At 63.4% G+C, this 19,113-nt stretch carries 19 protein-coding genes, 1 tRNA gene and 2 pseudogenes; 14 read left to right on the forward strand and 8 right to left on the reverse strand.

Annotated features, from left to right (window positions below; translation table 11 throughout):
• The first annotated feature begins 14 nt into the window (after window positions 1-14).
• The 3 genes from BLW81_RS13340 to BLW81_RS13355 all read left to right on the forward strand — a co-directional run bounded on the left by BLW81_RS13340 (window position 15) and on the right by BLW81_RS13355 (window position 3,076).
• Window positions 15-932, forward strand: a complete 918-nt coding sequence (locus BLW81_RS13340) for a class I SAM-dependent methyltransferase (protein ID WP_235632261.1) — start codon at window positions 15-17, stop codon at window positions 930-932.
• Between the two features lie 1,227 nt (window positions 933-2,159).
• Complete coding sequence (locus BLW81_RS13350; RefSeq protein ID WP_235632262.1) at window positions 2,160-2,555, forward strand: hypothetical protein; 396 nt, start codon at window positions 2,160-2,162, stop codon at window positions 2,553-2,555.
• A gap of 2 nt (window positions 2,556-2,557) precedes the next feature.
• Window positions 2,558-3,076, forward strand: coding sequence for a hypothetical protein (locus tag BLW81_RS13355; protein WP_235632263.1), 519 nt, complete (start codon window positions 2,558-2,560; stop codon window positions 3,074-3,076).
• A gap of 185 nt (window positions 3,077-3,261) precedes the next feature.
• Here the strand turns inward: BLW81_RS13355 and BLW81_RS29965 are convergent, their stop codons facing one another.
• Entirely contained in the window at window positions 3,262-3,438 is a 177-nt protein-coding gene (locus tag BLW81_RS29965; protein WP_185292653.1) for a hypothetical protein, read from the reverse strand.
• 1,053 nt (window positions 3,439-4,491) lie between these two features.
• Between BLW81_RS29965 and BLW81_RS29970 the strand changes: the two genes are divergently transcribed.
• Both BLW81_RS29970 and BLW81_RS29370 read left to right on the forward strand, forming a co-directional pair.
• Complete coding sequence (locus BLW81_RS29970; protein ID WP_235632264.1) at window positions 4,492-5,424, forward strand: EspK C-terminal domain-containing protein; 933 nt, start codon at window positions 4,492-4,494, stop codon at window positions 5,422-5,424.
• An 898-nt stretch (window positions 5,425-6,322) separates the two neighbouring features.
• Window positions 6,323-6,463 carry a hypothetical protein gene (locus BLW81_RS29370; protein ID WP_156448508.1) on the forward strand — a complete coding sequence of 47 codons (141 nt, stop codon included), beginning with the start codon at window positions 6,323-6,325 and terminating at the stop codon, window positions 6,461-6,463.
• 130 nt (window positions 6,464-6,593) lie between these two features.
• On the opposite strand, the gene BLW81_RS13370 is transcribed toward BLW81_RS29370, so the two are convergent.
• Both BLW81_RS13370 and BLW81_RS13375 read right to left on the reverse strand, forming a co-directional pair.
• Window positions 6,594-8,117 (reverse strand): AICE element replication initiation protein, encoded by a 1,524-nt coding sequence (locus BLW81_RS13370; protein WP_234880200.1) that lies wholly within the window; start codon window positions 8,115-8,117, stop codon window positions 6,594-6,596.
• A 187-nt stretch (window positions 8,118-8,304) separates the two neighbouring features.
• Window positions 8,305-8,502 (reverse strand): helix-turn-helix transcriptional regulator, encoded by a 198-nt coding sequence (locus tag BLW81_RS13375; RefSeq protein WP_011856752.1) that lies wholly within the window; start codon window positions 8,500-8,502, stop codon window positions 8,305-8,307.
• Between the two features lie 202 nt (window positions 8,503-8,704).
• Here BLW81_RS13375 and BLW81_RS13380 point away from each other — a divergent pair, with 202 nt between their 5' ends.
• Window positions 8,705-9,916: a tyrosine-type recombinase/integrase gene (locus tag BLW81_RS13380; protein ID WP_173839619.1), complete on the forward strand. Its 1,212-nt coding sequence runs from the start codon at window positions 8,705-8,707 to the stop codon at window positions 9,914-9,916.
• 20 nt (window positions 9,917-9,936) lie between these two features.
• Window positions 9,937-10,010, forward strand: a tRNA-Leu gene (locus tag BLW81_RS13385).
• A gap of 55 nt (window positions 10,011-10,065) precedes the next feature.
• On the opposite strand, the gene BLW81_RS13390 is transcribed toward BLW81_RS13385, so the two are convergent.
• Together BLW81_RS13390 and BLW81_RS29705 are read right to left on the reverse strand one after the other, a co-directional pair.
• Complete coding sequence (locus BLW81_RS13390) at window positions 10,066-10,539, reverse strand: IS5 family transposase (RefSeq protein ID WP_235632017.1); 474 nt, start codon at window positions 10,537-10,539, stop codon at window positions 10,066-10,068.
• A 28-nt stretch (window positions 10,540-10,567) separates the two neighbouring features.
• Window positions 10,568-10,849, reverse strand: a complete 282-nt coding sequence (locus BLW81_RS29705) for a transposase (protein WP_197680370.1) — start codon at window positions 10,847-10,849, stop codon at window positions 10,568-10,570.
• 149 nt (window positions 10,850-10,998) lie between these two features.
• Between BLW81_RS29705 and istA the strand changes: the two are divergent.
• Together istA and istB are read left to right on the forward strand one after the other, a co-directional pair.
• Window positions 10,999-12,610: pseudogene (gene istA, locus BLW81_RS13395) on the forward strand (IS21 family transposase).
• A 1-nt stretch (window position 12,611) separates the two neighbouring features.
• Window positions 12,612-13,409, forward strand: a complete 798-nt coding sequence (gene istB / locus BLW81_RS13400; protein WP_044482876.1) for an IS21-like element helper ATPase IstB — start codon at window positions 12,612-12,614, stop codon at window positions 13,407-13,409.
• On the opposite strand, the gene BLW81_RS13405 is transcribed toward istB, so the two are convergent.
• A complete protein-coding gene (locus tag BLW81_RS13405; RefSeq protein ID WP_083407581.1) occupies window positions 13,403-13,603 on the reverse strand; it encodes a transposase in 201 nt (66 codons plus the stop codon). The two genes, istB and BLW81_RS13405, sit on opposite strands and share 7 nt — an antisense overlap.
• A gap of 424 nt (window positions 13,604-14,027) precedes the next feature.
• Between BLW81_RS13405 and BLW81_RS30225 the strand changes: the two genes are divergently transcribed.
• From BLW81_RS30225 to fmdA, 4 genes and pseudogenes are all read left to right on the forward strand, one after another.
• Window positions 14,028-14,189, forward strand: coding sequence for a PNPOx family protein (locus tag BLW81_RS30225; RefSeq protein WP_322788826.1), 162 nt, complete (start codon window positions 14,028-14,030; stop codon window positions 14,187-14,189).
• Window positions 14,189-14,380, forward strand: a pseudogene (locus BLW81_RS30230) (nitroreductase family deazaflavin-dependent oxidoreductase); the annotation flags it as partial. The gene BLW81_RS30225 and the pseudogene BLW81_RS30230, both read left to right, overlap by 1 nt.
• The gene (locus BLW81_RS30235; RefSeq protein ID WP_322788833.1) at window positions 14,286-14,498 is read left to right on the forward strand and encodes a hypothetical protein; all 213 of its coding nucleotides are present in this window, start codon (window positions 14,286-14,288) and stop codon (window positions 14,496-14,498) included. The pseudogene BLW81_RS30230 and the gene BLW81_RS30235, both read left to right, overlap by 95 nt.
• A gap of 347 nt (window positions 14,499-14,845) precedes the next feature.
• Window positions 14,846-16,099, forward strand: a complete 1,254-nt coding sequence (gene fmdA / locus BLW81_RS13420; protein ID WP_083410515.1) for a formamidase — start codon at window positions 14,846-14,848, stop codon at window positions 16,097-16,099.
• A gap of 7 nt (window positions 16,100-16,106) precedes the next feature.
• On the opposite strand, the gene BLW81_RS13425 is transcribed toward fmdA, so the two are convergent.
• Window positions 16,107-16,709, reverse strand: coding sequence for a TetR/AcrR family transcriptional regulator (locus BLW81_RS13425; protein WP_083407583.1), 603 nt, complete (start codon window positions 16,707-16,709; stop codon window positions 16,107-16,109).
• A gap of 449 nt (window positions 16,710-17,158) precedes the next feature.
• Window positions 17,159-18,328, reverse strand: coding sequence for an SGNH/GDSL hydrolase family protein (locus BLW81_RS13430; protein WP_235632265.1), 1,170 nt, complete (start codon window positions 18,326-18,328; stop codon window positions 17,159-17,161).
• 112 nt (window positions 18,329-18,440) lie between these two features.
• Here BLW81_RS13430 and BLW81_RS13435 point away from each other — a divergent pair, with 112 nt between their 5' ends.
• The gene (locus tag BLW81_RS13435; protein WP_083407585.1) at window positions 18,441-19,112 is read left to right on the forward strand and encodes a hypothetical protein; all 672 of its coding nucleotides are present in this window, start codon (window positions 18,441-18,443) and stop codon (window positions 19,110-19,112) included.
• Window position 19,113: the final 1 nt, after the last annotated feature.

The following is a 19,113-nucleotide window of genomic DNA, read 5'->3' on the forward strand; positions in this document are numbered from 1 at the left end:
CCGGAGGTATCGACGTGGCAGTGCGAGGCGAGCGAATCCTGGCAGCAGCGCTGGCAGCAGCGGGAAGGCGGCGATTCCGGAACCGGATCGCCGGGCAAGCCGCCCGCTACTGGTCGGCGCCCACAGGATCGGCCTGGGAAGCGAACTCACACTGGCGCAACGGAATCGGTGATCAAGCCTGGCTGGAGGTCGGTGACGACCACTGGAAGATCTATGAAACCTTCGCCCGAGCCCTTAATTCGCCCAGCCCGAACAAAGTGATGGAGTGGGGCGCCGGCGGCGGGGCCAACGCCGTGGCTTTCGCCCCCCATGCGCAGCGGTTCATCGCCGCCGACATCTCCCAAGAAAACCTCGACGAATGCGTCCGACAAGTCCGCGCGACGTGCACGACACCCGTCGAGACACGGCGCATCGACCTCGCCTGCCCCGAACAAGCCACCGTCGGATTGGCGGGCAGCTGCGATGTCTTCCTGTGTCTATACGTGATCGAGCTAACGACGGGCGCGAACGCGGTACGGGCCATCCTTAAAATCGCCCGCACCGTGTTGGCCCCCGGAGGCATGGCGCTGGTCCAAATCAAGTACCACACCAGCGATCGTCGGACCCGCGGCTTCGCCGGGACAGCCTACGACCGAAACCTCGCATCGACCACCACCTTCACCATCGAAGAGTTTTGGAACCTGGCGGCAGAGTGCGGCCTCACCCCACGGCTAATCACCTTGGTGCCGGAAAACCGTCTCGACAGCCGCTACGCCTACTACGCCCTCACAAATCCAGCCGCCGTGCAACCCGCGCCGCCTGACGAGCATCTGCTCGACGTCAAGTACACAGAGTTCGCCGCCACGTTCAACGCTGACGTCGCCGACGCAGAGAGGCGCGCGGCGCGCGGCAACTACAGCCGCCGTGAGGGCGAAACAACCGTCGACGACTGACGGTTAATCGGCTTGCCGCTGACTGGTGTATTAACCGACTCTCCCTGCGTAGACGGCGCGGTGGCATCGTAGGCAGTTCGGAGATTCCGAGCAGCCAGCCCTAGTTGCTCGCGAATGTGGCTGTGGTGGTGGACGATAGCGCGCGGCCCGTCCTACGTTTGCGTCTATGAGCGGAAGTGAGAAGTTGCGGGCGCGCAAGCGTGCGGTGGAAGCGCAGCGCAGGGCGAACGAGAAACGCGCGAGCCTTGAACGCGCCAATGTAGACGATGCCGCCTCGGTTCGTGTGCTGCTCCAGCGGCTGGGCGCCGTTGACGCTTGGGAGAGTGTGCGCCTCGATCAAGTGAATGAAAACGTGCGCACGGACGCAGCCCGCAAGCGTGTGAGTCATTTCGTCAACCTGCAAACGGTTACTGGGCGGATGAGGGACCGCGGTCAGACGATCGCGTCGATCGCTACTCTCGCTGAGGTCGAGGTTCGCGACCTCCAAAATGTCCTTCGCAGAGCGCGTGCTGACGAGGGCAGCGCGCAGCGTGCAACGGAGTCTCGAAACGCCGCGGCCCTCCGCGCAAACGGCGCAAGTCTGGGGAGCCATAGCGCAGTTGGCGTTGACCATCATCAACCGATCGCAGCGGACAACTACCCGACATCAGATCCGAACCGGTGCGTCCGTTGCGACGCGGTCATGCTAGATCCCGAAGTCACTTCCCGGCGGGGGCGTCCGCGTCGCTATTGCTCTGACACGTGCCGCAGAGACGCCTCGGCCGCGCGTACAGCAGCACAGCGGCACGGAGAACCGATTCGCATCGTCGAGGTTCCTCGTGCTGCCGTCCGAAGTGCATCGGGTACACAGCAACACGGTGCCACCGCTCCGGTAATTCGTTCCGCATGCGACGCGGTAGAATTCGCGCTCCGAAACGCGGATGCCATGAAGATATTATTGTCGAGTGTGGCTGAGCGGGCACGGCGTAAAGAGTTGGACCGCAGCACATTTGAGGCCGCCCGAGAACTCGCCAAAGTGGTCTATCCAAATAGGAATTAACGCGTACCCTGGCTCGGCGCTACCCCGTCAGATGCGACGCATGTCGTGTTCCGCCTTCACTTGATGGGGCATTGCTGGCCATGCAAACAGGCGGCGGCATCAATCCCAGCGTGACTGATCCTGACATATGAGAGTTCGGCTGGAATCAAACGTTCTGGACATGACGCGGCTGCCAGTGTCCTGTTTGCTTGAAATTGCAGATCAGCCCACTGAACTGGGAGTATCTGCTAAACGAATGTGTGCTCAGCTGTGGCGAAGTGTCTGTGCGAAGCGGTACTTTATGGGTCATGGAGCGTCTAGATCTGCAGCCGGCCACCGCGCGGGGCGGAATTGCGGCAGCTGGCGTGGCCGGTTCAGACGCCGCGTCTGTCGAACCGGCCGGTCCAATCGCTAGCGGCAGTCTGTCCATCATCGACGCCGCAGCCGGCCTCGCAGACTTCACTTCTGTCGCTGCCCAGCAGGGTCACGCGGCGGGGCTCCTTCTGCGGGTTGAAGCATTAAGCACTGCAGCGGCCGCAGCAGTGAATTCCCTTGTTGTCGTTGATGAACTGAACGCGACACAGCTTCGATCCGTGGTGGAGTGACTGTGAGCAAGCTGGCGTTCTACCTCGCGGTCGTTAGCACCGTCGTTGCCATCATGTCACTCGCTGTGAGTCTCAAGATCTTCCCAAGTGGGCAGTCTGAACACGCGACAAGGCCGTCGACCTCGTCCACGTCTGCTGCGGAGCCCTCAGAAAAACACGACGCAGCAATTGAGGCGTGTGTTGGCCTGAGGAACTTCAAGAGCGGTGTTGGGATTGCGCGTGGCGCCTTCATCGATCGCGTCGACCGGGCCAATGACTGGGAGTCATCACAAAGCCTGGGGGTGCAGGGCTACTACTTCAGCGCGGTGGGTGCGGAGTTGAACTATATGGCCACCCGGCTAGGTCCAGGCGTACCACGAGAAGTTATTGATGCGCTCGCTGATGTCCGGCGGTCGATCGTGGGTGTGGTCGACGCAGATTTGCGCCGTGAACCCGCATCCGTTTCCAACGACATGGTTGATCAGTACTCGAGTGCCCTGCGGGCCGCTGAAAGTGCCTGCGAAGAAACGGGGGCCGGCTAATGGCCGCTTCACCACCCGCTCGTAGCTATTCACGCTTCATCGTGGCGCCCGATGTATGGCCGGTCACCCGCGAGCAATCTGAAGGACGGGCTGCTGCTCAACGTCGTCTGGCGATGGCGACTGCGGCTGCAGTAGATGCTCACCGGGTCGCCTTGCACGGCTTGCAGGTTGTCGGTGTGGCGCAGTCAAATGGTTTCGAAGCAATGCACGCTGCCTACAGGCGTATTCAGGTTCGGGCCGACGATAAGGCCGACGCGGATAAGGCTGCCGCTGATTTGATGCAGAGTGTTGCGGCGATCCAGATGAGTGCTGAGCTGATGATTGACACGATTGATGCTGAGGCACATCAACAACTGGTACACGTGCCGAGCAGAAGTCCCACCGCTATCAACATCATCACCAGTGCTGCTGCGCGGGCGCGAGGAATCGCAGTAGGGGCCGCCGATGAGATCCGCGCTCTAACTGTGCAATTCGTCCAGGGATTTACGCCTCTGCCGGAGGGACCCCCGAATGGCGGTCCGTTTAGTACCGCCGATGACGATCGGTCGACCGATAAGCGATCCGACGAATCGCCTGAGCGTCCACCCGAGGCAGCAGTGGAGACCGGCGATACGCAGCCTCGTCTTTCGGTGCCAGACCCGTCTGATGCCGAATCCAGGTCTGGTAACACTGCGCCGCGGGTCAGCACCGGGCCTACCCCTGGTCCTTCATCGCTGTCACCGCACCCCCCGGCGCAGAGCTCCAGTCCTGCGTCCGTAGCCGCGGTTGGTGACATCGGAAGCAGTGGGGTAGGCCTCGCCGGACCAGGACGTTCCTCATCCATAGGCTTGTTGGCCGCGTTGGGAAGTTCAGCATCTCCGCTATCGGGATCGGGCACTGGAGGAATGTCGCAGTCGGGTTTGGTACGACCGGCAGTATCTGCATCGCCGTCTCCTGCTGTCGCGCTGCAAGGGCTCATGCCTGCAAGTGGTCCTGCGCCGCTGTCATCGGTCACCGGCGCTCAGACGACTAGCTTTCCTGCTGTCGTAGCCACTGCGACGCCGGCGCAGCCGGCGGCATCTCCGAGTGGAATCTGGCATCCGTTAATAGGAGCGACCACGGGTGCCGTGCCAGCGTCTATTGCCGGGCCGCAGGTAGTGTCGAGTACTAATCCCTATCCAGCGGTTTCAGCACCCTTGCTGCCCCCGGGGCCGCTGGGTCCGCCGCCTTCAGTTCCGGCCGCAATTCCACCGGCCGCCGGTGCTGTCCCATTGATTGGCGGCGCTCACACCTCAATGGCGCCTGCCGCCGCATCGGTCGCGACGGCAGCGTTGACAACTCCCGCCGCGACGCTGCCGTCCCGGGTAGCGGCCGCGGCGGCCCGGGACTTGGAACGGCGGCGCAACGAGTCGAGTGATCTACAGACGGTTAAATGGTTGGCGTGGGAACTGTTGTACGCCACCGAATCCTGCCGAACCTTCGCACTGTGGGCCGTCGGCCTGATGTATTCAGCGGCTGGCGATCGGCATGTTGTGGCGCTGACACATCACGGTGCGGGTTACGTCCCCGCGGGGATTGTGGTCCCTAAGGGCGTGCGGATGCTCTGGTCTGACCAAGCTATTGGAGAGGGCTTTCGTAGCCGATGGATCGGAAATCTCGATCCGGCTGCGACACTGATCGCCTTCGCAGAAGTCAAGGCCGCGGAGCCGGCTGGCTGGCGCTTAGCCGCTGCAGCGACCACCTGGTCGGACGTAACAGCGCTCATGACTGCCGCGCAACGCTGGGGCACTGAATGGGCCACCTGCTCCGGTATGTCCATGCCCGCCTCAATCGGAAAACGTGACGCTATCGCCACCGCGAATACTCCGCACCGATTGGAGCGGGAGTACCCCGACCTTTTCGAGCGTGTAGCGCAACTTCGTGCCAGAGGGCTTACCCAGCGAGCCGCCAAACTGGTCACGGAAGCAATCGTTTCCGACGCGCGCCTTGCGATCGTCGCCGACGGTGGCCCCCGAATTCCGCCGAACTTCGACTCGGTATGGCCGGCTGCAGCTGACGGCAGAGTAGACGCTTCGGACCGCGCCCGTTTCGCCGAAGCGGTTCAGCAGCAATGGTTCAGCATCGGAATGGTGCAGCCGGGTTGGGAAGATGAACGCACTGACACCGTCTGTGCAGAGTACAGGGGGCAATGGCTTATTTGCCGGGCGCTTGAGGTGGTCCTGGGGTGGATAGCTGACGACAACTGCGGGGCAATGCAGGCGGACCTGCCGCTGGAAGACATGATCTACGCCGCAGCACATGCCTACCTCGACAGTCGGGGAACCGGCTGGATCACTGCAATTTTCGACGCTGCAGGCGGTTCATCCTGATAATGGATTCGCTCCCTCAGGAGGTAGATGGTGAAGCTTGGCGCGCCGAGCTCGCGCGGCAGCATACGTATCTGGCGAACGTCGTCGATCAAGCATGTGCCTGGACGCGCGAGTTCCACGTGCAAACTGGGGTTGAGCTGTGCGGCAACTACACCCCACTAAAGAGTTATCCCCTGCTGGACTACGCGAACAGGCTGAGACAGCTCAGCTCAGCACTAAAAAGAGTGTGCGCAATTGCTTCGCTACAGCCTCCGCCGCCGACCTGGGACCGCACGACCCTGCATGCGCCCCCGGCTATAGCGGTGCCCGGGCGAGACCCAGATTGGCGACGGGCCGATTACTCGGAAGGCGGTCGGTACCTGCTGATGCTTCAGCCCACTTCGCCACCCGGATACCCGGCTACCGCTCGTGAACAGTGGAGCGCTGCCCTTCGCCTTGCGAGCCCAAGCATCATCGAACGCGAAATCGGTGTGCCGCAACTAGTTGCCTACGGTTGGATGGCTCGATCGGAGTTCGACAAAGCATATCGGGTGGTGCACAGAGCGTTTCTCGACAGTGCGGCCGCCACGTTTGGTCGTGCGTGGGCTACCGGATCTTCCGAGGATGGAACTCGTTCAATGACCGTGCTGGTGAGTTGGATGAAGGCACTGACCGACCATGGGTGCTCCTTGGGTGATTGTGAATCCGTGCTTCGCGACATCGAGGTCGTAGACCCGCAAGCTGTCGCGGATTGCAGAGCAGTCCAGGAAGTTTGGTGCCCTCCCACGCCCTGACCTGCTCCGCCGGCTGATACAAGACCGACGCAAATGCCAGAGTGGCGCCTGCGGCAGTCTTTGGCCTCACGGTGCTTCACTGCTCTCGGGCATGTAACCGGTGACCTCATACTCTTGGACCAATCGTGAAGATCATTGCAATGCAGGACCTCCTAGAGAACTTCGACGAAGTGCTCCTGAGCGTCGAACGAGGGGATTCATTCGAAATCCGGGCGGAGGATGGTCACGCCATCGCCCTGCTGCTGCCGATTCAGGATGAGCTCTAGGACCCAGCCACCCCACCGAGGCGAGCTGCCACATGTCGACGCTTCGCCGGTGTTGACGCATCATCAGACCGGATGAAATGGTATGCGATCAACTATCTGGGGACCAGATTCCCTGCACCACAGCGCACGGTCAAGACGCTGCCGCCGTGCGACCCTCGCCAGCCTTCGCGTCGGCATTCAAAACTTTCTGCTGACTCCGGTCGAAGTTCGCGTTCTCGCTGATCTGCGTAAGCGAGAGACGCGAGGGTTGCGAGGCTCGCTGAGCCACAACATCTTTGTACGGCGGATAGATTGTCCACAGCAGTACGTTCCTGCGGTTGCGCGCGCCATCATCTTCGATCACCCATCCGAGGTTGCGTAGAGCGGGTGCGTGCCTACGCAGCAGCCCAGAAACGTCGCGACCGTTCTTCGGCCAGTCCCTCGGTCGTTGCCAGTCGTCGTTGACCGGTGTGAGCAGCATCAGCAAATCACTGCCGGATTGACCAACAGCAGGTTCTAATGTCCGCGAGCGAAGCTGTTCGATAAACGGGTCGACGGACAAACTGTCCTCAGACAACTGATTGGCGCGCGACATGTACCGGCGTACGCCATTAGTCGACAAGATCTCGTCCACGGCCGCCAGCGTGCGACAGAAGTCCGCCATCCTGGGCGAGTCCTCAACTGTGATGGTCTCCAACCGATGGTGAACGGAGGCAGCCAAGTCAAGTAGTCCGCCAAAAATACCTGGTAGAGCTGTTTCCCACCGCTGTCGCATCTCGGCCTCTGACTGTCGCATTCTGGGGTCGATGCGTCGCAGCTCGACGATCGCTAGCCGCTCTGCCAGATCGGGTCGGATGGCGCCGACGTCGATTCCGTTGATAATCACGCATCGACGAAACTTGATGACAGCCAGATCGGCATCGGTATATAGAGACCGTTTCACCATGGCGTCGCCTGTCGCAGCGCGGCATAACGAGTCCGACAGCCACGGCGGGATGGCCGACAGGTTGTCCAGAGCAACGACCCACGATCCAGAAGCGGCAACCGCCCATGAGTCCGCGTCCCGCGGCGCCTGACGAAAGGGGGCGGGCGAAGGATCGATGAGTTCGACCAAGCTCCGTGTCGATGTCGTTTTAGCGCTACCTTGCTCGCCAAACAGGGCTAGTACCGGATGCGGGACGTCGCACTGAACCAAAGCAGCTACTAGGAACGCGAGAAGAACTGGGCGGTCCTCAACGGCGACATTGACGAACTCCCAGAGCTTCGTCACATCCCCGCGGGGGCTTGGTGCCGGCATCGCCCCCGTCAGCTTCGTATTTCGGAGGAACCGCACCGGCGCAGTGGGAGCCATCGACCACCTTCCGTCGCAGACTTTGATTACTTGACCGTTTGGATCTCCAGTGTCGATGTAGATCGTCCCGTGGTGGTCGGCAACGCGTAGGTTCAACTTGTCGGGTGCCTGCGTGGCCGCCAGACCTTCCAAAATCAGTGTGGCGTCGGTAAGTGCTTGGCCCCCGGCGACCGCACCGGTCTCGGTGAAGTAGCGAGCGGCGAGATCTGCCCGTAGGCCAGCCCTCCCACCACGCAGGAGTATCGCGAGGTGGGGTCGACTGCGTTCGGCGCCAAATGGTTCGCCGTCCTTGGAGACTCCGAGAACATAGCGTTCCCGGGCCATATCGACTAAGCGTGCCGCGACTGACTTCTTGTCCCCCTCCCCCCTGCCGCTCAAGGGATTTCCTGCCCGTGGTGCTGTCGATTATCGGCATGCTGCGCTATTCTCATGAGGAACTTCCGTGTGGCGTGATCGGGTGGTTCGAACGAAGGCCTCGGCTAGTCCCCGAGGTCTTTTTCGTGCGCAGGCACTAAGCGGCGTCGCCGCCTCCGCGGCGGGTTGCGCTCTCTCGCTCCGATATCCAGCGCAATACCTCGGCCCTCCGATAAACGACTCGGCGTCCCAAGGTGAAACTCGCCGGCCCAATATTCGAATGCCGCCAGTACCTCAGCGTCCCCATCGGAACTCCAGTGATGTCCGAAACTTCCTTCGCTCCTAACAAATCCATCAAATTACTCCTCAGCTGTGGTCGGTTCGCCTGAGCCAACAGTGACTGGTGACTTGACGGTCTGTCCACGACCACAGCCACATTCGCTTGAAGAAAAGCCTTTCAATGACTCGGGGGTCGTGACGTCTTCGGCGGGCTCATAGTCCGGCCTCCGGACAACGAAGCGGATGAGGGGAGCGGAGTGCTGCGGTACTTTCAGCGTATGACGACTCGGAACGAGCGAGCGGGAATTGACGACCGCTGGCACAAACGAGTCAAGGCGCCGGACGGCGCGATGCGCACTGAGCGGTCTGCGGTATATGGCAAGGTGTCGCGATGGCGTGTCAGGTGGGTTGACGCCAGTGGAGCCGAGCGCACCAAGAGTTTCCAGCGTAAGCCGGATGCGCAGGCCTACCTAAATGGGCTGACCGCCGATGTGCAGCGCGGCGAGTACGTCGATCCGCGGAAGAGTGCGGAGACTTTCGGATCGGTGGCCGAGCAGTGGTTCGCCACCAAACAGCACCGCAAGCCGAAAACCGTTGCCGGATATCGCTCGTTGCTCGACACTGTGGTGCTGCCGAAGTGGGAAAGTGTTCAGCTGAAAAGGATTGACTATGAATCATATTCAACGTGGCTAGGGGCGCTGTCAGTCGACGGCGGGCAACGCGGAACCGGCCTGTCGGCAAGTCGGATCACCCAAGCTCATCAGCTGGTGGGCGCTGTCCTTAAGTACGCCCAACGGACTGGGAAGGTGGCGAAGAACGTCGCGTTCGAGATCAAGCGGGACGAAGATCTTCCCGAGCAGGGCGAGCGTGAGCGGCGCTACCTGACCCATGCCGAGCTGCTAATGCTGGCGAAGGCTGCTGATCGGTTCGAGACGCTGACGCTCGTTCTCGGGTACTGCGGACTGAGGTTTGGCGAAGCCGTTGCGTTGCGCCGCCGGCATGTGGGGGATCGGATGCTGACGGTGCGCTCGTCCGCAACAGCCGTAACCGGTAAGGGCATCGTGGAGTCGACGACTAAGACGAAGCGAGATCGTCACGTGCCTGTGCCCGAACCGGTTTGGAAAAAGCTCAAGGCCGAGCTGCCCGCCGACCCCAACGCGCTGGTCTTTCCCAGCCGAAAGGGCGGGTTCCTTCCACTCGGCGAATACCGCTGGGCGTTCGACAACGCGTGTGCTGATATCGGCATCGACGGGCTGGTACCGCACGGGCTGAGACACACCACGGCGTCACTGGCGATCAGTGCAGGCGCTAACGTCAAGGTCGTGCAGAGACTGCTTGGGCACGCGACCGCCGCGATGACGCTCGACCGCTACGGCCATCTTCTCAATGACGACTTGAGCGGTGTGGCGGACGCCCTGGGGAAGGCTATCGATAGCACTGCGGTATCACTGCGGTATTCAGAGCATCGTGACGAGGCGGAAAGGGCCTAAATTACCCTCTAAACTGCAAAGCCCCCATAGCCCAATTGGCAGAGGCAGCGGACTTAAAATCCGCACAGTGTCGGTTCGAGTCCGACTGGGGGCACTCAACGGCTTGGTAGGTAGATTCTTCTCTGGCTCGCTCCTGCGAACACGGGCCGCTAGGGCGTGTCTGATAAATGCGGTAGCCAGAGTGTGATGGCCCGTAGGACTGCTGCGCCCCGGTAGACGATGGCGAGTTTGTCGTAGCGGGTGGCCAGACCACGCCACTGCTTGGTGACGCTGAATCCTCGTTCAACAACGTTGCGGCCCTTGTAGTCCTCGGCGTCGAATGCTGGCGGTCGGCCGCCGTGGGTGCCCCGACGTTTACGGTGGCCGATCTGATCGGACGGTTCGGGAATGACGGCAACGATCCCTCGTCGGCGCAGCCGCTGCCGGGTCGCTCGGCTGGAATAGGCCTTATCTCCGCGCAGGCGATCGGGCCGGGTGCGGGGCCGCCCAGGCCCGCAGCGCTCAACTTTGAGGTGGGCGAGCAAATGCTCCAGGACCGGTCCGTCGCCTGCCTGGCCGGCGCTCACGAGCACCACCAACGGTCGGCCGTGCCCGTCGACGAGGTGATGGATCTTGCTGGTCAACCCGCCGCGCGAGCGACCAATGCCGTGGTCAGGCGGCTCGCTCGCCAGATTTGTGTAATTCGACCCAGCCCCCTGTGTCACGGGTGATGTTCGTGGCATGTTGGTGAGCGCGGGCGATCGTGGAATCCACCGACACCGCCCAGTCGATGATCCCGGCCTCGTCGGCGGCGGCCAGCAACCGAGCCAGCACCATGTCCCAGGTGCCCTCGGCGCTCAGCCGTCGGTGCCAGGTCCAGATCGTCTGCCACGGTCCGAATACCTCGGGCACGTCTCGCCAGGCGATCCCGCACCGGTATCTGTCGTCTGCCATGAGGATGGGACCAGTGTGACCTGATTTTTGCCAGGGTGATGGGACCACCTGGATTGCCAGTTATGGGACCACCGGCGCGTCGCGTCGGTGGTCTTTTCATTTGTTCGTTCGATCGCCGTGACGGCTCAAGGTCACGGAGGTCGGCGGGCATGGCTTTTCGGGAGGTCAGTGTGAATGAGATCAGGGAAGTGCTGCGGGTGTGGCTGGGGGTGGTGGGACTGCCGGCGCCGGGGTACCGCAGCATTGCCGCGCATTGCGGCCTGGACCGCAAGACGGTGCGCCGCTACGTCGAGGCCGCCCAGGCGGCGGGTTTGCGTCGCGACGACGACGTCAGCGCGGTCGATGATGCGTTGATCGGGATGGTTGCCGAGGCGGTGCGTCCGGTGCGCCCCGATGGCCACGGGGCGGCGTGGGAGCAGCTGGTGGGCTTCGAAGATCAGATCACCGCCTGGGTGGCCGGCACCGGTGAGCATCGGCCGTTGACGGTCACGAAGATCCACACCCTGTTGGCCCGGCAGGGGTGTGTGGTGCCGTATCGGACGTTGCACCGATTCGCCAGCCAGCGTTGCGGTTTCGGCCGCAAAGACCTCACGGTGCGGGTCGCTGATGGCGATCCCGGAGTGGAGTGCCAGGTCGACTTCGGCTACCTGGGGATGCTCACCGACGCTGCTGACGGGCGCCGCCGCAAGGTGCACGCGCTGATCTTCACCGCGGTGTACTCCCGGCACATGTTCGTGTGGTTGTCGTACTCGCAGACCCTGGCCGCGGTGATCGCAGGCTGCGAGGCGGCCTGGGAGTTCTTCGGCGGGGTGTTCGCCGTGCTGATCCCCGACAATCTCAAGCCGGTGATCGCCGACGCGGACGCGGTCAACCCGCAGTTCAGCCAGGGCTGGCTGGATTACGCCGGGCATAGCGGGTTTCTGACCGACCCCGCCAGGGTGGCCTCGCCGAAAGACAAGCCACGGGTGGAACGCGCCGTGCAGTACGTGCGGCGAAACTTCTGGGACGGAGAAACATTCACCAGTCTGCAGCAGGCGCAGGACGCCGCCACAGCGTGGTGTCGTGACACTGCGGGCACCCGCACCCACGGCACCACCTGCGCACGCCCGCTGGAGGTGTTCACCGACGAAGAGCAGCCCCGGCTGTTGGCGGTGCCGCAGGTCTATGACGTGCCGGTGTTCAAGAGGGTCAAGGTCCACCGCGACTTCCACGCCGAGGTCGCCAAGGCCCTGTATTCGCTGCCCGAATGCTGGATCGGTCAGTACCTGGACGTGCGCGCCGACACCGAGCTGGTGAAGTTCTATCGCCGCGGCGTGCTGGTCAAGGTCCATCCCCGCCAACCGGCCGGTGGGCGCAGCACCGACCCCCGCTGATCTGCCCGAACACAAGACCGGCTACGCGCTGCGTGATGTGGCGGCGTTGATCGCCACCTGCGCCTCCCACGGCCCCAACGTCGGGATCTACGCCGAACGCATCCTCGATGACCGGCTGCCCTGGACGAAGATGCGTACCGTCTACCGGCTGCTGGGTCTGGTGCGCCGCTACGGCGCCGACCGGGTCGAACAGGCCTGTTCATTGTCGCTGGATCTCGATGTCGTCTCGGTGAACAAGATCGCCTCCATGCTGGAGCGCGCCACCGAGACCAGCTCCCCGGCCCTGCCGAAAGCGGTCGGTCACACCGCGACCCGCTTCGCCCGTGATCCTTCCGAATTCAACTCCACCCCAACATCATTGACCATCTTTTCCGAGGAGAACCGCTGACATGACTACCACCGCCCGTGGAGCTACCGACCCGATCGGCGCTGATCTGCTCCGACTGCTCAAAGCCCTCAAGCTCGGTGCACTGGCTGACACCCTGCCCGAACGCGCCGCCTTGGCCCGACAACACAAACTCAGCCACATCGGCTTCCTGGAAACACTGCTGGCTGACGAGGTCTCCCGACGCGAATCCCGCTCCGCGGCACTACGAGCGGCCAAAGCCGGACTCGATCCGAGCATGCGGTTTGACACCTGGACCGCCCACGACGACCTGCGCTATGACCGCACCCTGCTCGGTGATCTCACCTCGCTACGGTTCCTCGATGCCGGCCAGTCCGCGATCGTCCTCGGGCCCGTCGGCGTCGGCAAGACCCATCTGGCAACAGCATTGGGCCACATGGCTATTCGCCGCCGCCACACCGTCGTTTTCGGCCGCGCCGACAAACTGTTCACCCGGCTACGCGCCGCCCGCCTGGACCACACCGTCGACGCAGAGATCCGCCGACTGGCCGCCGTCGACGTTCTGATCATCGACGACTTCGCGCTACGCCCCCTCGACGCCACCGAAACCAGCGACTTCTACGAAATCGTCGTCGAGCGCCACCGCGCCAAGACCACCATCATGACGTCGAACCGCGAGCCCGCCGAATGGCTGACCATGACCGCCGACACCCTGCTGGCCCAATCAGCCATCGACCGACTGACCTCCGCCGCGCACACCCTGGTCATCGAAGGACCGTCCTACCGCCAACGAACCCGCCCTCAGCTTGACCCAGACCCCGCCGACAAGCATCCTCAATAACGCGCCACGGTGGTCCCATCCCCCTGGCAATCAGGTGGTCCCATCACCCTGGCAAGCGACAGGTATCGATAAATGATCCCCTCGACCATCGAGCGGGCATCCCGAAAAGGCCTGCCCTTCTTACCTGTTCGGACAGGTAGAAGGTCTTCGATCAATGACCATTGAGCATCGGTGAGCAGCTGAAACCGCGACATGCCCTAAGTCTCAACCGAAACACCCGAAACATTTGTCAGACACGCCCTAGCCGATAGGCGTTACATCAGCAATCACGTAAGTCAGATCAGTCACGCTCCAGCCATCAGCCTTCGTCGCCGCAGTGGTTGCCTGTGTTGATCGTCCGCTACAAGCCGGTGGCCAAAATGCTTCGGTGTTACGCCGAGTACCGAGGTACGAAGCAAGTCCGGCCACTCGGAATACGTTAATGGTCAACGGTGGTCGACACTAACCAGTCATCTCTTGCCGATTCGTTAGAGCCGCCGAACCGTCGCTGCCGAAGCCTCCCATGGATCCACCGTCGCCCCCCGTTGCCGCGGTTGACCCCATCACCGCCGCTCAGGAAGACCATTTGCAGTCGAGCCCCCCGGGGAACATCTAGACCGGTCAGACCTTGCGTCATCCGTGATCGAGCAACTGGAACTGAACCCCACCGACTGGGTTCGCGAGCGAACCGAACGGATTCTGGAGCAGGGCGACACCGCCGGCGTCGAGGTTTCCGACCGTCCAGTCGTCCTGTTCACCACTGTCGGCGCCAAGAGCGGTAGAAGCGGTACGTGCCCTTGATGCGCGTCGAGGAGAACGGCCGCTACGCCATGTTTGCGTCCAAGGCGGGATCCCAAGGATCCGACCTGGTACCACAATGTCAAAGCGAACCCGACAGTGACTGTTCGGGACGGCGACAAGGTGGTAACCATGACCGCCCGCGGGTGCACGGCACCGAGCGCGAGCACTGGTGGAAGCTGGCCGTCGAGGCCCACCCGCCGTACGCGGTATACCAGACCAGGACCGATCAGGTCATTTCGGCCTTCGTCATCGAGTAGAGCGCAGCGGCTTACGGTCGTGGCAGCTTGCGGTGCAGTGGATTCGTGCTGACCGGTGCGGGCGGCCGCTTTCGCTGGGGAATGCGGTCGACCACCGCCGGAGTGTCGGCGGTCGCCCGCGTGGTGTCTTGTAACCGCATGGCGGAGCTTGCGCCGGAGCCGAGCGCCGGTGCGCCGATCATCCGGCGGGCCGGTTGGCCGCACTGCACACACGCCGCGGTATCGGGCGGCGACGAAATCGGATGCTGCTCGGTGAAATCGGGGCAGCCCTGCGCGCATCGGAACTTATACAAGGGCACGCATATCACCATAAGTCCATAGCGATCCCGAGCGCGCCCGCTGTGACAGGGCTACGTTGAAATGACAGCCCGTTCCGACCGCCCAGTCATGGAGGACGACGTGCCCGAACTCCTTTTCCCGCTCGACTCTGCCAAAAAATTCACCGAGCAGCAGATCGTCGGTCACAACCGGTGGCATCCCGACATTCCCGCCGCAGTCACGGTCAAACCGGGCGACAGTTTCCGCGCGCATTGTCGCGAATGGTTCGACGGAGCGATCCACAACGACGATTCGGCCGAGGACATCCTCAACGCACCGCTCAAGAGCGTGCACTGTCTGTCGGGCCCATTCGCGGTCGAGGGCGCCGAGCCCGGTGACCTGCTGATCGTCGACATCCTCGACGTCGGGCCTATTCCGCAGGAGGACTCGGGACCGCTGGCCGGCCAGGGCTGGGGCTACACCGGCATCTTCGCCAAGCGCAACGGTGGCGGATTTCTGACCGACCAGTTCCCCGACGCCTACAAGGCGATCTGGGACTTCTCCGGTCAGACGGCGACCTCTCGGCACGTGCCCGGTGTCGGGTACACCGGCATCGTCCACCCGGGTTTGATGGGTACCGCGCCGTCGGCCGATCTGCTGTCGAAATGGAATCGCCGGGAGGCGGCCTTGATTGCCACCGATCCGGATCGCGTTCCACCGCTTGCACTTCCGCCCGAACCGCAGGATGCCGTCCTCGGTTCGCTGACCGGCGATGACTTCGCTCGGGTGGCCGCCGAAGCTGCGCGCACCGCTCCGCCCCGGGAGAACGGCGGCAACCAGGACATCAAGAACCTGACCAAGGGAACGCGGGTGTTCTATCCGGTGTTCGTGCCGGGTGCCAACCTGTCGTTCGGGGATCTGCACTTCTCGCAGGGCGACGGCGAAATCACCTTCTGCGGGGCCATCGAGATGGGCGGCTTCCTGGATCTGCACGTCGATCTGATCAAGGGTGGTATGGAGACCTACGGGGTCACCGAGAACGCGATCTTCCTGCCCGGCAACACCGCGCCGCAGTACTCTGAGTGGATCGCTTTCTCCGGCACCTCGGTCACCCTCGACGGCGAACAGAAGTACCTGGACTCCGATCTGGCCTATCAGCGAGCCTGTTTGCACGCCATCGACTACCTGACCAAGTTCGGGTACAGCCCCGAACAGGCCTACCTGCTGCTGGGCTCCGCCCCCATCGAAGGCCGGCTCTCCGGGGTCGTCGACATCCCGAATTCCTGTGCCACGGTGTACATTCCGACAGCGATCTTCGACTTCCCGATCGCGCCGTCGGCATCGGGTCCTTATCAGATCGACCCGGGAATGGGTGCACCACACGCCAGCTTTTGACCCGGCGTCACCGCGGCCGGCGGCGCCGAGACTTCGTCCGCGGCAGCAACTCCGTGGCGATCCGGCGCGCGGCGGCCATGGCATCGCGGCTGTCGTCGAGGCCGTGATGCACGATCGCGCCCTCGGCCAGGAGAAACAGGTGCTCCGCGATATCCCGGGCTTCCGCAGCGTCGTCAACATCCTCGGCGACCAATTCCGCCAACCGTTCGCGGACGGCCTGCTTGTGCTCGCGGATGACGGCGTAGGCGGCATGGTCTCGGGGTAGCTCGGCGGCGGCGTTGACGAACGCGCAGCCCCGGCTGACCATCGTGGAGTCGTCGAGGTAGGCGTCGAACACCACCAGCGCCCTCGGCGGATCGGCTTCGTCGATGCGCCGTTCGAACCGCTCCCACCACACCTGATGCCGCCGGCGCAGGTACGCCGCCACCAGCGTGTCCTTCGAGCCGAACCGGTCATACAGCGTCCGCTTCGTCACGCCCGACTCCGCCGCGATGGTGTCGACTCCGACGGCGTGAATGCCGTCGCGGTAGAACAACCGCGTCGCCACCTCGAGGATGCGTCGCGCGCCGGGCGTCATCCGGGGTTCATCGTCGACAACAGCCCGTGCCATACCGACACCTCCTTGACTTCACAGACCAGTGTAGTAGCGTCGGACGTGAACTTCACAGACCTGTGAGATTTCGGAGGGCGAGCATGTACCACTGGATCCGGACAATTGCCAAGGCGGCGCACGACTTCGCCCGCGGCATCGACACCGCGCACGCGATCCGCCACGGTGTGGAGATCCCAGCGCGACCTCCGTCTGTGCGACCTGCGAGGGTGTCGTCGCAACAAGCGAAATCCCCCCAGTCAACTCGGCTTTCGTCGGGACCGGTCAATGCCTTCGGGGACGCGGAGCGCGCGCACGCACGCCTCAATTCACGACTCTTGGCTCAGATCGAGGAGATCGCACGCGGTCGGGCTCGCATCGGTTACCCGGAGTAGCTCTCCGGATAAGCGAACGCCTACCGCTTTTCTGCGTTCGGTGGCGTAGTGCGCTTTGCGCGGCGGCCCACGTTTCTAGGCCTGCCGCGGACAGCGTCCAGCCGGTCCCGTATCGGGCGACGCGCAGAGCGTCTGCAGCGTCGTCTCGGCGAACCGCTGCCCGATCAGGCGGTGTGTCGGCGCGTCCGGGTGCAGTTGGTCCGGCAACGGATGGGTCTGTGCGTCGGCCGGGCCGTACAGCGACAGGCCGTCGACGTAGGAGATCGCCGGGTCGGTGTCGCGTCTGCGCGCGACGATCGCCGCCAGTTGCTCGCGGATGTAAGTCAGCGTCAAGCGACCGAGACCGCCGGGCTTCGTCGTCTCGGCTGGATCGCCCGTCGCGACGAAGCGCACCGTCCCCGCCTTCAACGCCTCGACATCGAAAGCTCCCGGCCCTGGCGTGGTTTCGTGGATCGGGCAGTACAGCGGGCCGATCACCACCAGCGGGACATCCGGGTGCCCGTCGCGGATGGTGTCGAGGAATCCGTGCACGGCGGGTCCAAATGCTCGCTGCCGGAACAGGTCCGCATTGACGAGGTTGATACCGATCTTCACGCTCACGACGTCGGCGGGCCGATCACGAATGGCGCGGGCCACGAACGGGTCGAGCAGCGCGCTGCCAGAAAAGCCGAGGTTCACGAGATCAGCACCCGCCAGCCCGGCCGCGATCGCCGGCCACGTCGTACTCGGGCTTGCGGCGTTCGACCCCTGGCTGATCGAACTCCCGTAGTGCACCCAGCGTTTCCCGGTCATCGGCGTGGCGCTCAACGCCGCGTCGGTGCGCAGGCCGACCACCTCGGCGCGCTCGTAGTGCGGCAACCAGATCTCGACGTCTTTCTCGACCGCAGCCAACCCGTCGAAGCGGACCGCCGCAACCGGCCCCGGCTCTCTCGCCGTCGCACCGGTTGCCGGATCGACCCGCACCACATCACCTCCGCTGGTCGCCACCTGCCCGGCCAGCCGGCCGTCGATGACCAGGTCGACGACGCCGGCGGGTCGCTCCGGAACACCGGTCAGCACGACCCGCGTCCGATGCACGTCCAACTCGATCACCGTCGCCGCCGTCCGGAAGCTGAAGCGCACCCCGGCCGGTTGGGATTCCGCCCCGAGCAACTGTGGGTCGTCGCACTGATCGCGGGCGCGTCGCGGCAACCGGTGCGGCAACCATCCGCGATCGGTGCGTTCGAGTTCGGCGAAGCCGCGCACTAACCCGACTTCGATTCGATGCTCGATCAGTTCGATACCTCGTTCGTCCGTTGACCAGTGACGGAGTCGGGCACACTGGCGAGATGAAATTCCAGGTTATCCGGCCCTCGTCATGAGCGTCACGACCGTACTGACCACCACGCTCGTGCCGTTCGCTTCGGTGGTGTCCACGGCGACCGTGGCCATCTGGACCAAGCGCTTGGACGCGAAGACCAAGCAAGAGGAGCGGATGCATGCGCTGGTCCTCGACTACGAGAAGCGAGCGGGCGAGGACAAGAAGGCCGTATTGAAGAGCCTGATCTCGGCGACCCTCCACATCAGGCGGGGCGCGGAATGCCGGGCCGGGACCGAAACGGCGGAAAACACTGTGGCACAACGACGTGTTGATGCCCTCAGGGAGTTGTACGAGTTCCGCGGCCGCATGGGCCTCGACGACGGAATCGCCGAGCTGATGATCTATGCCGCGGCGCCCGTGCGCGAGCTCACTGACTTGCTGCTCGACGAATGGGACCGCCAATTCCGCGACCACGGCTACTCGTTGAGTCAGCTCGACGCCTGCAAGCGGCAACTGGTCAAGACCGCCGCCGACGCCCCACTGGACGATCTGGCGATCCTCAGCGGTGAGGAGAAGTGGTGCGCGCTCAAAGAGGAGGAGTTGCAGTGGCTCAAGCGGCTCGGCGACGCGTCAGACCTCGATGTCGACGCGCTGGTGGACCTGTGTAACCAGGTGCTGAAGGCCGCCCACACGGATCTGCGCGGCGGCTACGGTCTCGCGACCGAGTAGG

Origin of the sequence: Mycolicibacterium rutilum, from assembly GCF_900108565.1 — a bacterium.
Classification (GTDB): domain Bacteria; phylum Actinomycetota; class Actinomycetes; order Mycobacteriales; family Mycobacteriaceae; genus Mycobacterium; species Mycobacterium rutilum.